At 72.8% G+C, this 15,421-nt stretch carries 12 protein-coding genes; 2 read left to right on the plus strand and 10 right to left on the minus strand.

Features of this window, described 5'->3' with window-relative positions; genetic code table 11:
* On the minus strand, positions 1–1,340 hold a 1,340-nt coding region (ahcY, locus tag ABZ854_RS10625; protein ID WP_361207413.1), incomplete at its 3' end, for an adenosylhomocysteinase.
* A gap of 330 nt (positions 1,341–1,670) precedes the next feature.
* Between ahcY and lepB the strand changes: the two genes are divergently transcribed.
* A complete protein-coding gene (gene lepB, locus ABZ854_RS10630) occupies positions 1,671–2,351 on the plus strand; it encodes a signal peptidase I (protein WP_361207416.1) in 681 nt (226 codons plus the stop codon).
* An 80-nt stretch (positions 2,352–2,431) separates the two neighbouring features.
* Here the strand turns inward: lepB and ABZ854_RS10635 are convergent, their stop codons facing one another.
* From ABZ854_RS10635 to ABZ854_RS10660, 6 genes are all read right to left on the minus strand, one after another.
* Entirely contained in the window at positions 2,432–3,412 is a 981-nt protein-coding gene (locus tag ABZ854_RS10635) for a cation diffusion facilitator family transporter (protein WP_361207418.1), read from the minus strand.
* A gap of 132 nt (positions 3,413–3,544) precedes the next feature.
* Complete coding sequence (gene manA, locus ABZ854_RS10640) at positions 3,545–4,696, minus strand: mannose-6-phosphate isomerase, class I (RefSeq protein ID WP_361207421.1); 1,152 nt, start codon at positions 4,694–4,696, stop codon at positions 3,545–3,547.
* A gap of 65 nt (positions 4,697–4,761) precedes the next feature.
* Positions 4,762–5,889, minus strand: a complete 1,128-nt coding sequence (locus ABZ854_RS10645; protein ID WP_361207424.1) for an SIS domain-containing protein — start codon at positions 5,887–5,889, stop codon at positions 4,762–4,764.
* Between the two features lie 85 nt (positions 5,890–5,974).
* Positions 5,975–6,145, minus strand: coding sequence for a Trm112 family protein (locus tag ABZ854_RS10650; RefSeq protein WP_007382472.1), 171 nt, complete (start codon positions 6,143–6,145; stop codon positions 5,975–5,977).
* Between the two features lie 388 nt (positions 6,146–6,533).
* Positions 6,534–7,898 carry a phosphomannomutase/phosphoglucomutase gene (locus ABZ854_RS10655; protein ID WP_361207427.1) on the minus strand — a complete coding sequence of 455 codons (1,365 nt, stop codon included), beginning with the start codon at positions 7,896–7,898 and terminating at the stop codon, positions 6,534–6,536.
* Between the two features lie 120 nt (positions 7,899–8,018).
* Complete coding sequence (locus ABZ854_RS10660; protein WP_361207430.1) at positions 8,019–8,444, minus strand: DUF3499 domain-containing protein; 426 nt, start codon at positions 8,442–8,444, stop codon at positions 8,019–8,021.
* Positions 8,445–8,748: 304 nt separating this feature from the next.
* Between ABZ854_RS10660 and ABZ854_RS10665 the strand changes: the two genes are divergently transcribed.
* Entirely contained in the window at positions 8,749–9,201 is a 453-nt protein-coding gene (locus ABZ854_RS10665) for a metallopeptidase family protein (RefSeq protein ID WP_361207858.1), read from the plus strand.
* Between the two features lie 50 nt (positions 9,202–9,251).
* Here ABZ854_RS10665 and ABZ854_RS10670 read toward each other — a convergent pair whose 3' ends face one another.
* The 3 genes from ABZ854_RS10670 to ABZ854_RS10680 form a co-directional block, all read right to left on the minus strand.
* Positions 9,252–10,757: a DUF5719 family protein gene (locus ABZ854_RS10670; RefSeq protein WP_361207433.1), complete on the minus strand. Its 1,506-nt coding sequence runs from the start codon at positions 10,755–10,757 to the stop codon at positions 9,252–9,254.
* Positions 10,754–14,503 carry a glycosyltransferase gene (locus ABZ854_RS10675; RefSeq protein WP_361207436.1) on the minus strand — a complete coding sequence of 1,250 codons (3,750 nt, stop codon included), beginning with the start codon at positions 14,501–14,503 and terminating at the stop codon, positions 10,754–10,756. Before ABZ854_RS10675 ends, ABZ854_RS10670 begins: the two co-directional genes overlap by 4 nt.
* A 194-nt stretch (positions 14,504–14,697) precedes the next feature.
* Positions 14,698–14,961 (minus strand): WhiB family transcriptional regulator, encoded by a 264-nt coding sequence (locus ABZ854_RS10680; RefSeq protein ID WP_003975777.1) that lies wholly within the window; start codon positions 14,959–14,961, stop codon positions 14,698–14,700.
* Between the last annotated feature and the right edge of the window lie 460 nt (positions 14,962–15,421).

The following is a 15,421-nucleotide window of genomic DNA, read 5'->3' on the forward strand; positions in this document are numbered from 1 at the left end:
ACCTTCTCGTCCAGGTGCTTGGGCAGCACGTACACGCCGATCGGGTACTCGTCGGGCTTGGTGAACAGCTCGATCTGCGCCAGCGTCTGGTCCGCGAACGAGTTCGACATCACGAACGACGGATGCCCGGTCGCGTTGCCCAGGTTCAGCAGACGGCCCTCCGACAGCACGATCAGCACCTTGCCGTCCGGGAACGTCCACGTGTGGACCTGCGGCTTGACCTCGTCCTTCACGATCCCGTCGATCTTCGCCAGGCCGGCCATGTCGATCTCGTTGTCGAAGTGACCGATGTTGCCCACGATCGCCTGGTGCTTCATCCGCGCCATGTCCGACGCAAGGATGATGTCCTTGTTACCCGTCGTGGTCACGAAGATGTCGGCCGTCTCCACGACCTCGTCCAGCGTCGTCACCTGGTAGCCGTCCATCGCCGCCTGCAGCGCGCAGATCGGATCGATCTCCGTGATGATCACCCGGGCGCCCTGACCCCGCAGCGACTCCGCACAGCCCTTGCCGACATCGCCGTACCCGCACACCACGGCCGTCTTCCCGCCGATCAGGACGTCCGTCGCACGGTTGATGCCGTCCACCAGGGAATGCCGGCAACCGTACTTGTTGTCGAACTTCGACTTCGTCACCGAGTCGTTGACATTGATCGCCGGGAAAAGCAGGACACCGTCACGCTGCATCTCGTACAGACGGTGCACACCCGTCGTCGTCTCCTCCGTCACCCCACGGATCTCGGAGGAGAGCTGGGTCCACTTCTGGGGATTCTCACCCAGGGTGCGGTGGAGGAGCTGGAGGATGACGCGGTGTTCGTCGGACTCGGCGGTGTCGACGGCAGGGACCTCGCCGGCCTTCTCGTACTCGACGCCCTGGTGGACGAGGAGGGTGGCGTCACCGCCGTCGTCCAGAATCATGTTCGGGCCGCCGGTGGCGCTGTCCGGCCAGGTCAGCGCCTGCTCCGTGCACCACCAGTACTCCTCGAGCGACTCGCCCTTCCAGGCGAAGACCGGGATGCCCTGCGGGTTGTCCGGGGTACCGTTCGGGCCGACGGCGATGGCGGCGGCCGCGTGGTCCTGCGTGGAGAAGATGTTGCAGGAGGCCCAGCGGACGCGGGCGCCGAGCGCGACCAGGGTCTCGATGAGCACGGCGGTCTGCACGGTCATGTGCAGGGAGCCGGTGATGCGGGCGCCGGCCAGGGGCTGGGCCTCGGCGTACTCCTTGCGGATCGCCATCAGGCCGGGCATCTCGTGCTCGGCGAGGGTGATCTCCTTGCGGCCGAACACGGCCAGGGAGAGGTCGGCGACCTTGAAGTCCTGTCGGCTCTCGACAGTCGTCATTGCGAGCTACTCCTCGGGATCGGGGCGAGGTGGATACGGCTGGTCTGCGCGGCGGCGGACACAGGAGTGCCCGGGAAGAGGACACAGGCATGCCCACATGCGCGCAGCGCAGTCCGTCGGAGGCCCTCTCTCCCTCGGCCGGTCCGCACCGGGACCGCCCGACCGCCATCAGCAGCGACGTCTGGCTCCGTCCCAAGCTACACCGGACGGCACCGACGCCCCCAGTCCGCCTCCGGACAGTTCCCACCGATCGAGGGAGGGCCGCGCCGGCTTCCAGGTGGCCGGCCGCTATTGTCCGCAGCGGTCGATGGGCGGCCGGGGAGGACGGACATGGCGGGCAGAGGGCGGGGACTCGGGGTGGCGGCGCTGGTCGTGGGGGTGCTGGGGCTGGTACTGGCCGTCGGTGCGTTCGGGTACGGGCGGCATGCCTACGGCGGCGGCACCGTGTCGAGCCGGAGCATGGAGCCGGCCTACGAGCCGGGTGACCGGGTCGTCTGGGAGCGGATGGACGGCAGCCAGGTGCGGCGCGGTGACGTGGTGATGTTCTCGATGCCGGACCGCTACGGGACCAGCGCCGTCGTCATGCAGCGGGTGATCGGGGTGGGCGGCGACAGGGTGGCGTGCTGTACGCGGGTGGGCTCCGAGGAGCGGGTCACCGTGAACGGGAAGCCGGTCGAGGAGCCCTACGTCAGCCGGGGCGACGCCGACGGGGCGCACCACTCGTACGACGTGAAGGTGGAGCGGGGCCGGCTGTTCCTGCTCGGTGACCACCGGGACGATGCGCGGGACTCCCGCTTCTTCGCCTCCGACCACGGCGGGACGGTGCCCGTGTCGGCGGTGCGCGGGAAGGTGACCGACGGCCGCGGCCCCGTGCTGTTGCTGGTCGCGGGGCTGCTCGGCGGCGGGGTGCTGGTCCTCACCGGCATCGGGCTGGGGATCGGCGCCCTGGTGGTACGGCGGAGCACGGTGCCGCCCGCGCCGCCGGTGCCCTGGCCGGTGCGGCCGGTCTGACCCAGCCGGGATGACCCGGCCGGGATGACCCGGCCGGGACAGCCTCCCGCCCACCGGGAGCGGGGGCCCGACGTCGGGGCTCAGTGGCCGGCCGGGTGCGGGACCGGGCCGCCCGGGGTGGCCTCCGGGTCGGGGCCCTTGGCGGCCTCGGCCTCGCTGTAGATGTCCGGCTCCAGGTAGATGACGCGGGCGATGGGGACGGCGGCCCGGATGCGTGCCTCGGCCGCGTCGATGGCCTGGGCGACCTCGGTGGCGGTGTCGTCGTGCCGGACGGCGATCTTGGCGGCGACGAGCAGCTCCTCGGGGCCGAGGTGGAGCGTGCGCATGTGGATGATCCGGGTGACCGAGTCGCCGTCGACCGTCGCGGTCTCGATCTGCTGGACCACGTCGGCGCCGGCCGCCTCGCCGAGCAGCAACGACTTGGTCTCGGCGGCGAGGACGAGGGCGATGAGGACGAGCAGGACGCCGATGCAGACGGTCCCGATGCCGTCCCAGACGCCGTCGCCGGTCAGCAGGGACAGGCCCACGCCGCCGAAGGCGAGGACGAGACCGATCAGGGCGCCGAAGTCCTCCAGCAGGACGACGGGCAGCTCGGGTGCCTTGGCGCGGCGGATGAACTGCGCCCAGGACAGCTTGCCGCGCAGCTCGTTGGACTCCTTGATGGCGGTGCGGAACGAGAAGCCCTCGGCGATGATCGCGAAGGCGAGGACGCCCACCGGCCAGTACCAGTGCTCCACTTCGTGCGGATGGCGGATCTTCTCGAAGCCCTCGTAGACGGCGAACATGCCGCCGATGGAGAAGAGGACGATCGAGACGAGGAAGGCGTAGATGTAGCGCTCGCGGCCGTAACCGAAGGGGTGTTGGGGGGTCGCCTCGCGCTGGGCCTTCTTGCCGCCGATGAGCAGCAGGAACTGGTTGCCGGAGTCGGCGAGCGAGTGGACGCCCTCGGCGAGCATCGACGAGGAGCCGCTGAACGCGAACGCCACGAACTTCGATGCCGCGATCGCGAGGTTGGCGCCCAGTGCCGCCACGATCGCCCTGGTACCGCCTGACGCGCTCATCTGTCCGCGTTGTCCCTTCGCCTCGTCCGTCCACGCCGTGCGGCGGTCGTCTTTGCCCGGCCTTTGCCGGGGCCGGTGGGCCATTCTTGCAGCCCGGCCGGCCCGCGGGGCGTCAGGTGTCCACAACCCCGGTCATACGATCACAGTGGCGCGGAAGACGGTGCCCTCGCCCGACACCTCGGCCTTCTCACCGGCGGGGACGAACACCGACCGGCCCGGCGTCAGCCCGTGTTCGCCGGCCCGGACGGCACCGGCGGTGCAGAGCAGGATCTGCGGGGTGTCCAGGGTGATGTCGTGGGTGGTGCCGCCCGCGGGGAGGACGTACCGGGAGAGCCGGAACTCGTCGATCGGCGTCTCGTAGACCTCCTCGCCGTCCGGGGAGGCCTCGGGGCGCAGCACGCCCGGGTCGCTCGCCTCGAAGCGGACGACGCGCAGGAGTTCGGGCACGTCGACGTGCTTGGGGGTCAGGCCGCAGCGCAGGACGTTGTCGGAGTTGGCCATGATCTCGACGCCGAGTCCGGTGAGGTAGGCGTGCGGGATGCCGGCGCCGAGGAAGAGGGCCTCGCCGGGCTGTAGGCGGACGTGGTTGAGGAGCATGGCCGCGATGACGCCGGGGTCGCCCGGGTAGTGGTGGGCCAGGTCGGCGTACGGGGCGTAGTCGCCGCCGAGGCGTGCGCAGGCGGCGGTGGTCTCGGTGACCGTGCGGGCCATGTCGGCGGGGTCGGCGGTGAGGACGGCGGTGAGGACCTCCCGCAGGGCCGCCTCCTCGGGGTGCGCGTGCAGCAGGTCGGCGTACGGCTTGAGGGAGGCCACGCCGAGTCCGTCGAGCAGGGCCGCCGTCTCCAGCGGGTCGCGGAAGCCGCACAGGCCGTCGAACTCGGTGAGGGCGCAGACCAGTTCGGGTTTGTGGTTGGCGTCCTTGTAGTTGCGGTGCGGTGCGTCCACGGGGATGCCGCGCCGCTCCTCCTCGGCGTAGCCCTCCTTGGCCTGTTCCAGGTCGGGGTGCACCTGGAGGGAGAGCGGGGCGCCGGCGGCGAGGATCTTGAACAGGAACGGCAGGTGCGGGCCGAACTTCGCGACCGCGGCCGCGCCTAGTTCGCGCTCGGGATCGGCTTCGATGACCTCGACGAGCGTCCCGCGCGCGGTGCGTGAGGGTGCGCCCGGGTGCGCACCCAGCCACATCTCCGCCTGCGGTTCGCCGGTCGGCTCGACGCCGAGGAGCTGCGGGATGGCGGTGGGGGAACCCCAGGCGTAGGGGCGGACGGTGTTGTCGAGGCGGTCCATGTGGCTTCTCAGTCTCCGTACGTACGGTGCTCGGCGGGCGCCGGTGCCGGTCGCCCGGAGCCAGGTCAGGCCCTTGAGGCGAGCGCCAGGTAAACGGCGGCGAAATCGGTGACGGCGATCAGCTCGGCGAGGGTCTCCAGTTCGCCGCCCTCCTCCGGTTCGAGTTCGCTGACCGGTGTGTCGTGGCTGAGGGCCAGTTCGCGGGCGGCGGAGGCGGCGGTGAGGCCGCTGATCGGGCGGTCGCGCAGCAACACCACGCGCGCGTGCAGCGCGGGCGGCTCCTCCACGCGGTCGCGGAAGAAGTCGTCGGGGTCGGCGCTGGCGGCCAGGGGGCCGGCGAGCAGGGCACCGTGCGCGGCGAGGGCCTCGGGGAGTTCGGCGACGACGGCGGGGCGGCCGGCGAGTTCGGCGAGGGCGTCGGCGAACCGGCGGCCCGCGGGGCCGGCCGAGGTGCCTTCCGTCCACACGAGGGGGAGCGCGTCGGCGAGTTCGGCGGCGAGGGTCTTCGCCGCGTTGCTGTACGTGGCGATCGCGGGGCCGCAGCCCTCGGCGATGTGGTCCAGGCGGTCGGCGACCTTCTCCAGGGCCTCGGGCGGCGCGATGAGCAGGCCGATTCGGTCGAGGAGGGCGAGGAGCGGCGTGAGCAGGGCCCAGAAGACGCCGGGTGAGGAGGCGGCGACGGGTTCCTCGTGGTCGTACGGTGCCGTCGCCATCGGTACGAAGAGGCCGTGCGCCCCGGTGACGGCCTCGGCGAGCGGGGTGCCGGCCGGGGCCACGGCGACGACGGAGCAGCCGCGGCGGTAGGCCTGCTCGGCGAGCAGGCCGAGGCTGGGTTCGGTGCCGTCCGGGGTGGCGATCAGCAGGAGGTCGACGGAGCCGGCCCAGCCGGGGAGTTCCCAGCGCAGGGCGCCCGCGGCCGGGGCGACGCCGGTGGGGGCCAGACGGGTGACGGGGCTGCCGGGGCCGGCGAGGGTGCCGAGGAGGTCGGCGGTGTGGGTGGCGGCGGCGCCGGGGCCGGCGATCAGGACGGCGCGCGGGCGGCCGTCGGGCTTCAGGCTGCCGACGCCGGCCTCGGCGGCGTGCCGGGCGGCGGTGCGGACGCGGGCGCCGGCCTCCGCGGCGCCGCGCAGGAGACCTCGGCGGTCGGCCTCGGCGAGGGCGTCCGGGGTGTCGAGCAGCGATTCGTCGAGCATGGGCGGCAGCCTCCGGTCGCCGGGATCCTGAGTGCGTCGTCGGTTCGCGGGCGGCCCCCTGCGGGGCTGCGGCGGGCGTCTCCGCCTACGCGGGGCGGCGGGCCTCGTCGACGAGGAGGACGGGGATGCCGTCGCGGACGGGGTACGCCAGGCCGCAGTCCTGGCCGGTACAGATCAGCTCCGTGTCCTGCTCCTTCAGGGGGGCGTGGCAGGCCGGGCAGGCCAGGATCTCCAGGAGGCCGGCTTCGAGCGGCATGAGGGGTCCCTTCGGGGCGTACGGCGTTGTCGTGCGGATGTGCTGGTCAGCGTACCGCTGGTGGGGGTGGGGCGGCGGGGTTGGGCGGGGCCGGTGCGGTGGGGCTCGGCGGACTCCGGTCACCCACCAGAGGGCTCCGCCCCCTGGGCCCCCGACCTATGCCCACCCACCACCCGACTCGGTGGGTCGAGAGGTGCCGAAAAGCGGGGGAGGCGGGGGGAGGGGGGCGGCGGGGTGGCTCGGACGGCCGAGACGTGCTGAAAAGCCGGAAGCCGGGCGGCTCGGTGTGGCTGAGACGTGCTGAAACGCCGGGGGCATGATCGGTGCGGCTGAGACGTGCTGGGACGCCCCGGGGGCCTCGGCAGGATGCCGGCGCCGGGGGCCCGGGTCAGGATCTGATGATCGTGAGGGCTTCGTCTCGGATCTTGGTCATCGTGGCCCCGTCCTTGGCTTCCGCGTTGAGACGGAGGAGGGGCTCGGTGTTGGAGGGGCGGACGTTGAACCACCAGTCGGGGGCGGAGACGGTGAGGCCGTCCAGGTCGTCCAGGGTGACGTCGGCGCGGTTCTCGTAGGCCGCGCGGATCGCGGCGAGGCGGGACGCCTGGTCGGCGACGGTGGAGTTGATCTCGCCGGAGCCGGCGTAGCGGTCGTACTGGGCGACGAGGGCGGACAGGGGGCCGTCCTGGCCACCGAGGGCCGCGAGGACGTGGAGGGCGGCCAGCATGCCCGTGTCGGCGTTCCAGAAGTCCTTGAAGTAGTAGTGGGCGGAGTGCTCGCCGCCGAAGATCGCGCCGGTGCGGGCCATCTCTGCCTTGATGAACGAGTGGCCGACCCGGGTGCGGGCCGGGGTGCCGCCGTTCTCCCTGACGACCTCGGGGACGGTGCGCGAGGTGATCAGGTTGTGGATGACCGTGCCGGAGCCGCCGTTGCGGGCCAGTTCGCGCGCGGCCACGAGCGCGGTGATCGCGGACGGGGACACCGGGTCGCCGTGCTCGTCGACGACGAAGCAGCGGTCGGCGTCGCCGTCGAAGGCGATGCCCAGGTCGGCGCCCTCGGCCGGAACCCGCTTCTGCAGGTCGACGAGGTTGGCCGGGTCCAGCGGGTTGGCCTCGTGGTTGGGGAAGGTGCCGTCCAGTTCGAAGTACATCGGGACGAGGGTCAGGGGCAGGCCGGCGAAGACGGTGGGCACCGTGTGGCCGCCCATGCCGTTGCCCGCGTCGACCACGACCTTCAGGGGGCGGACGGACGTCAGGTCGACGAGGGAGCGGAGGTGTTCCGCGTAGTCGTTCAACGTCTCGCGCGTGGTGAGCGTTCCGGGTTCCGCGGACGGCTCGGGGGCGCCCGACTCCAGCCAGCCCTCGACCAGTTCGCGGATCTCGGCGAGGCCGGTGTCCTGGCCGACGGGGGCCGCGCCGGCTCGGCACATCTTGATGCCGTTGTACCGGGCGGGGTTGTGGGAGGCCGTGAACATGGCGCCAGGGAGGTCCAGCGCGCCCGACGCGTAGTAGAGCTGGTCGGTCGAGCAGAGGCCGATCTCGGTGACGTCGACGCCGCGCTCCGCCGCGCCGCGCGCGAAGGCGCGGGTGAGGCCGGGCGAGGAGGGCCGCATGTCGTGGCCGACGACGATCGCCGCCGCTCCGGTCACCTCCGCGAAGGCGGCGCCGAAGAGTGCGGCCAGTGACTCGTCCCACTGGTCCGGGACCACTCCGCGCACGTCGTACGCCTTCACGATCTGCGACAGATCAGCAGCCACGGCCAACCCTCCTGAATGTCCTATGGGTGCCCACAAACTACCCGCAAGGGGTAAGAGGGCGGCGGAGGGACCGCCGTGGTGCGGTTTTCCGGTCAGCAGTCCGGTCTCAGCAGTCCGGTCTCAGTTGTCCGGGGAGCGCAGGACGCGCAGGTGGCCGCGGCGGGCCACCTCCATGGGGTCCGCGCCGCGTCCTCCGCCGCCGCCCGCCTCGGCCACCCGCTCCTGGGGCCGGGCCGCCTCGCGCACGGCGTTGGCGAGGGCCTCCAGGTCGTCACCGGTGGGCCGGGCCGGCGCCGAGCCGTCGAGGAGCCGTACGACCTCCCAGCCGCGGGGGGCGGTGAGGCGCTCGGAGTGATCCGCGCACAGGTCGTAGCAGTGGGGTTCGGCGTAGGTGGCGAGCGGGCCGAGGACCGCGGTCGAGTCGGCGTAGACGTACGTCAGCGTCGCGACGGCGGGTCGGCCGCAGGCGGTGCGCGAACAGCGACGTACAGGGCTCACGACGTTGGACGGTACCGCACTCTTGAGCGGGCCGCGACGACTCTCCACCAGGTCACTCCACCGTGTCGCCCTGTGAAACGGCTAACACCCAGTCCTCAACACGCCCTGATGACCTGCGTCTACGGGATGACGCGGGATCTCGTACCGGGCTGCCTTCGATCATGATCCGGCACAAATCCCTTCAATTGCCTTGAGGTTGTGGGTCTGGGAGGGTTACGGAAACGAGCCAGACGTTGGCCGGAATGGTCATCCCGTGACAGAGATGAGCAGCGGTCGATCACCGTGCGGACTGGGCCGCGTCGCCGTGTGCAGCCGGGCGGGCGGACCGCTCGGGGACTACGCTTCACCAGTGATGGACAACCGTGTACCGCCCCCTCCCGCCGGCCCGGGGCCCCGCCGCCGTGATCGCCACGGGCGGGGCATGCGGGGGCCGATCGCGCCGCCGCAGGTGCCGCTGGCGGCCAGCAGGGCCGAGGTGTTCGCCGACCTGGTCCAGGACTCCGTGGAGCGCCTGGAACGGCACTGGCCGCAGCTCGCCGACATCGATTTCGTGGTGCTGGAGGTGCCCCGGCCGGCCGGCCGGGGAACGGAGACCTGGAGCGACGAGGCCGTGCCGCTCGGCGGGGTGGTGCCCGCGCGGGAGGGCCGGCGGGCGCGGGTGGTCGTGTACCGGCGGCCGGTGGAGATCCGGACCAAGGGGCGGGACGAGCGGGCCGCGTTGGTGCACGAGGTCGTCGTGGAGCAGGTCGCCGAGCTGCTGGGGCTCACTCCGGAGACCGTGGACCCGCGCTACGGCGAGGACTGAGCCCCTCCCCCGCCGGCCTCGGGGGCTGCGTCGGCAGCCCGCCCCGGGAGCTATTTCTGCAGCACCGAGAGATCCTCCTCCGCCTGCGGCACCGCGACCGTCCCCCGGTCGCTGGGCAGGGTCTGGATGGTGAAGCCCGGCACGCCCTCCTCCGTCGCCGACAGGGTGCGGGCGCCGTAGACGGGAGTCGCGGTCAGAGGTTCCACGGTGAGGGCGTAGGTGCCCTTCAGGGAGGCCGGGGACGGGGCGTCGATGTTCTGCGTGGTGCCCGGCTTGATCGCGTACGTCCTGCTGACCGGTGTGCCGCCCTCGCTGCCCGCCGACGCCGTCACCTTGACCCGGGCCGTGCCGCTGGGGGCCGTCAGCGACAGGGTCGAGCCCTTGGCGCTGTTGTCGGCCACCGTGGCACGGGCGCCGACGGGCGCGGTGGCGGGGATGTAGGCGGTCTCCTGCTTGGCGCCCTTGCCCCGGACGACGCGCAGCGCGGCCACCACCGGGACGTCCTGGTCGGTCGGGGCGAGCACCAGGGAGCCGGGTTCGCCGCGGGTGAGGTCGTGGAGGTCGACCGCTGTTGTCATACCGGACTTGACGTGCAGGGTCTCGTTGCCCGCCGGGGTGAGCAGGCCGTCGGACGAGGCGAGGCGGACCTTCAGGTCGGCGTCGGCGTCGCCGGGCGTGAAGGCGATCAGCCGGACGTCGGTGGCGTCCTTGGGGATGCCGGGCAGCACCAGCTCGGGGGACGGGTCCGCGGCGGCGGCCAGCCAGTCGCCGCCGCCCTTGTCGTCCAGGGCCTGCACGGCCGCGCCGACCCGCCCGCTGCGCACGCTCACGTGCACGGTGAGGTCGGTCTGCTTCTCGTCGGTGAGCGTGGAGAGCAGGACCGGCTCGCTGCTGTGCGGCTGGACGGTGAGGCCCTCCGCCACCGGGGACTTGATCGCGCCGTCCTTGCCGTACAGCTCGATGTCGACGACGGCGGCGGAGTCGTCGGGGTTGGTGAGGTGCACGTAGTCGGTGCGGTCGGCCGAGGTGCTGGCGCCGGGGAACCAGAACTCGGTGTCCGGTTCGGTGCAGTTGACGCCGAGGAGGCCGCGGCCGGTGCCGGCGGCGACCTCGGTGGTCTCCTGGACGGTCCAGCCGGGCGCGAACTTCCCGTCGGCGGTGCCGAGGAGCGCGGGCGCGTCGGAGCCGGAGCTGTCACCGGTGGCCGGCGTGCCGGGCTTCTTCGGCGCGAGCACCGGCTTGTCCGCCTTCCCCTTGCCGCTCTTGCCCTTCTGGGAGTTGCCCGTGCCGTCCGCGGACTGCTCGGCGGCGGCCTGGAGTTCGGCCTTGCCGCTGCTGTCCGTGCCCTTGGTGTCGGGCGTGAACGAGGTGTACGCGGTCTCGGCGATGTCCGAGATGCTGGGCGCCGGGCAGAGCAGACTGGTGCGCTCCACGGGGAGCCGGGCGGCCGCCGTGGGGGCCGCGCCGGACGCGGCGGGCGGGTCGAGCGCGGCGAACGCGGTGACGGCGGCCAGCGCGGCGGTGCCGGCGATCAGGGACAGGGTCGTGCGGTTCACTGCTGGCTCCCGTCGGGGCGCTGGCCGGTGCCGTGGGGGTGCTGGGCGGGGTCGTACTCCGGGTCGTAGCCCTGCTGGTAGGCCGCGGGGTCGTACGGCTGCTGCTCGGCCGTGCCGCCGTAGGCGTACGGGTCGTAGGAGCCCGCCTGGTACGGGTCGGCCTGGTAGGGATCGGCCTGGTACGCCGACTGGTCGTAGCCGCCCTGGGGCAGGTACTGCCCGGCGTCCTGGTACTGGCCGGTGTTCTCGTACTGGCCGGTGTTCTCGTACTGGCCGGTGTTCTCGTACTGGCGGCCGTTCTCGTATTGGCCGGCGGCCGGGTACTGGCCGGTGCCGTACCCGTCGTAGTAGCCGCTCGTGTCCCAGTCGCCGTACTGCTGTTGCTGCGGGACGGCGGCGGCCGGGGCCTCCTCCTCGGCGGGGGCGGGGCCGCCCTCGGGCGCCTCCGTGGGCTGCTCCGGTACGGCCGCCTCCTCGGCCTGGGCGCGCAGGCGGCGGGCGCGGCGCCCCTCGCCCTCGGTCGCCTGGGCGGGCAGCGGCTGCTCCTCGGGCAGGTCGTCGTCGATGTCTCGGCGCCGGCCGGGGAGGGCGAGGACGACCAGGACGAGGGCGAGCGCGCCTTGCGCCCACAGCCAGGCGGTGTGGCCGATCGGGTCGTCGTAGGAGACGTCCAGGGTGCCGCCGTTCGCGGGCAGTTCGAAGCCCTGGGCCCAGCCGTCGACGGTGGTGCGGGGCAGGGGCTTGCCGTCGAGGGTGGCGGTCCAGCCGGGGGCGGCGCTGTCGGCGAGCCGCAGGACGCGGCCGTTCGCGCCGGCCGGGATCGTCGTGTGGATCCCGACGGGCCCGGCGGCCACGGACCGGGCGGCGCCGGAGCCGCCGGCGGGCACGATGGTCGCGCGGGACACCTGCTGGTCGACGCGCCACAGGGCGCCGCCACGCTGCTGGCTGAGCCGGCTCAGGCCGGGGGTGGCGTCCAGGACGCGGGTGATGTCGCGGGGCGCGCCCTTGTGGACGAGGACGTAGCGCACGGCGAAGCCGCCGAGCTGCCCGGCCTGGTCGGCGCCGGAGCCGGCGACGAGATTGGCGACGATCTTGTCGAGTCTGGCGTTCCGCCCGTCGGCGGCGGCGAGTTCGGCGTCTCCCATGCGGGCGCCGGAGCCGCGGACGAGGCTGTAGCGCACGCGCGCGGTGGAGTCGCTGTCGAGGATGAGGGTGCGGGCCCGGTCGGCGGTGGAGGAGTCCTCGGCGACGAACGCCGGCACCTGGGAGGGGTCGCGGCGCTCCAGGGGGCCGTCGGCGCCGCCGAGCATCCAGCCGGCGGCGACGAGCAGCGGGCCCGCGGCCGAGGCGAAGGCGATCAGCGCGGCCACCGGCTGGCGCCAGCCGAAGCTCTGCTCGGCGACGCGCGAGCGGGCCCCGTCGGCGCCGAGCGCGGCGGCGGCCAGCAGGGCGACGCCGTAGACGAGGGTGGCGGGTCCGGCCCAGGTGGACTGGTTGGACAGGACGGCGAAGACCAGGCCGCTCAGGGCGACGGCCCAGGCGGTCCGCACGGCCCGCTGCCGTTCGGTGCGCAGGAGCGCGGCCAAGGCGGCGAGGACGATGCCGATGAGCATCAGGCCGTGGACGGTGCCCGGGCCGCCGGGGCTGGCGCCGAGCAGGTCGGTGGCGGAGGCGGCCGAGGAGCCGTACTCCAGGCCGGCCTGCTGGAAGAAGCCGAACGGCAGCAGGGTCAGCGACCAGGGCGCGAGGATCAGCAGCGGGGTGCCGAGCTGGGCGAGGAACCGCAGGCCGTGGGCGACGGGGTCGGTGCGGCGCAGCACGAGGACGCCGAGGCCGAGGAGCAGCGCGAGGGGCCAGACGATCGGGGTGAACGCGGTGGTGATGGTCAGCAGCAGCGCGTACGCCCAGGTGGCGCGCCAGCTGCCGCGTCCACCGGATGAGCTGGTGAGTCCGGCGGCGGCGATGCCCGCGCGCGCGACGAGCGGCAGCAGGACGGCGAGGACGGCGGTGCCGATGCGGCCGCCGGCCAGGGCGCCGGTGGTGGCGGGCAGGAAGGCATAGGCGATGGCCGCCCACGCGCGCAGCAGCCGGGAGGTGACGAGCGGCCGGGAGGCGAAGTAGGCGGTGAAGCCGGCCAGGGGCACCGAGCCGACCAGCAGGACCGTGACCGCGAGTCCGGTGGAGCCGAACAGCAGGGAGGCGAGGGTGGCCACGACGGCCAGGTACGGAGGCGCGGACGGGGTGCCGCCGGCGCCGACGGGGTGCCAGGCGTCCAGGTAGCGGGACCACAGGTCGCCGGCGCCGGCCGGGGCGGGCAGCAGGGCGCCACCCGCGAGCGCGCCGCCGCCGAGCAGCGCGCGGCAGGCGACGAGCGAGATGAGCAGCAGGGTGAGGAACAGTACGGGGCCGGGTTTGCGGGCGATCCGCTTGAGCCGGGCGAACTGTTCGATCTCCAGGAAGTCGGCGTCGTCGCCGCCGGGCCCGGACTCGATGGCGCCGCCGTGCCGGCCTGCCGCGGCCAGTTCGGTGTCGGAGCCGCCGAAGAGGCTGCCGGCGGCCTGTTCGACGGTGGCGCGGATGGTCGCGCCGGGCGGCGGGAACAGCTGCCGCAGTTCGTCCTTGTCTATCTGGGGGGTGCCGCGGCTGCGCCGTCCGGCGATGACCCGTTCGGGCCGCAGCAGGGTGCCGAGCAGGCCGCGGATCTCGTCGACGGCCTGTCCGGGGACCTTGCCGACGAGGTAGGCGACGGTCCGCAGGAGGGTGCCGACGACGATCCGGAGCAGCGTCCAGGGGAGGGCGGCCGTACGGGCGTTGACGAGGAGGGTGTAGACGGCGCCGGCCTTGTCGACCTTGTGCGGGGACGCCGCCGTGCGGCCGACGCAGTCGACGGTGCGGCGCTCGCGGGAGGCGGCCTCGGCGTGCCGGACGACGGCGTCGGGGGCGATGAGGACGCGGTGTCCGGCCGCGTGGGCGCGCCAGCACAGGTCGACGTCGTCGCGCATGAGGGGCAGCCGGCGGTCGAAGCCGCCGAGTTGTTCGAAGACGTCGCGGCGGACGAGCATGCCGGCGGTGGAGACGGACAGCACGCTGCGGACGTGGTCGTGCTGGCCCTGGTCCTGTTCGCGGCGGTCCAGGCCGGTCCAGCGGCGGCCGGAGTTGGCGATGGAGACGCCGACCTCCAGCAGCTGCCGCCGGTCGTACCAGCCGCGCAGTTTGGGGCCGACGACGGCCACGTCGTCTCGGCCGAGTTCGAGTTCGGTGTCGACGACCCGGAGCAGCTGGGCGAGGGCGTCGGGTTCGGGGGCGCAGTCGTCGTGCAGCAGCCAGAGCCACTGGATGGGTTCGCCGTACGGCAGTTCGGGCATGTCGTAGGCGTCGTCGCGCCAGGAGCGGGTGACGGGGTCCCAGCCGCTGGGGCGCTTGAGGTACGGCAGTTCCTCCGCGGTGAGGACGGGTGCCGTGCGGTTGGCCTCCTCGACGGCCTGGCCGAAGCCGGTGCGCCGGGCCAGGTGCAGCACGTTGCCGTCGCCGAGGGCTTCGGTGAGCCGCTGGGCGGAGTCGTCCGCGCTGCCGGTGTCGGCCGCGACCGCGTGCTGGACGGGGCGCTCCTGGGCGAGCAGCCCGGCGAGCGCGTCGGGTAGCCAGCGGGCGCCGTCGTGCGCGACGAGGACCGCGGTCACCACATGACGCGGGGACTCTGGGGTGGCGGCTCCGTCATGGGCGGCCGCTTGGCTGTGCACGGACATCGAGGTACGGGCCCCGGTTCGCTGGACTGCGGTGGACGCGTTCCCTCTCCTCGTGCGTCGTGCGTGTGCGTCGAGGGGACGGTGAGGCGTCTCGGACGAGCGACCACACTATCGGCCGCGCACGACAACAGCCCGCCGCCTGTGGATAACCCATGGGCGACGGGCTGTTCGCGAGGTTTGTGCCGGTCGGCGGCTCAGACGGCCGCCTTCTTCAGCCGGCGGCGTTCCCGCTCGGACAGACCGCCCCAGATGCCGAACCGCTCGTCGTTGGCGAGGGCGTACTCGAGGCATTCGGAGCGCACCTCACAGGCGAGGCAGACCTTCTTCGCCTCTCTGGTGGAGCCGCCCTTCTCGGGGAAGAAGGACTCGGGGTCGGTCTGGGCGCACAGCGCGCGCTCCTGCCAGCCGAGTTCCTCGTCCGCGTCGTCGACCAGCAGTTGCTGCACCAGCTCGGTCATGTGCGCCCCTCGTCTGTCTTTCGCGTCCCCGTGCCTGGCCGTTACCGATTTCGGCTGAACGACACGAGTGAAATTACAAGTGTGCTGCTCCGGGCGAGTCAAGCCGAGATCTGCTATTGGGCCCGTTATTCACTCTGCGGAACCAAGGCCATGCGGAAAGTGTTCAAATCGCCATAAACCCTGACACGCAGCCGTGGCCCACAGGGCCACCGGTCCTCGCACAGATCTCTGTACGAAGAAGGACGCCCCCGCGTTCGATCACGTTCCGCGAGGCATGAGCGCTCGGATGGACGCCATGTGTCCCGGTAGGCGAGTGAACAAACCTTTCACCTGACAGATGAACCTGATGAGGTGAACCCTGTCCCACATACCGGCGTGGAGTTGACAGTGCGGGTGTGAACCGCTGTCCTAGTGGGCATGCTCGCGAACTTGGCACTCACCTCGACCCGCACCGCCGGGT

The sequence above is a fragment of the Streptomyces sp. NPDC047028 genome, from assembly GCF_040644095.1.
Taxonomy (GTDB): Bacteria; Actinomycetota; Actinomycetes; order Streptomycetales; family Streptomycetaceae; genus Streptomyces.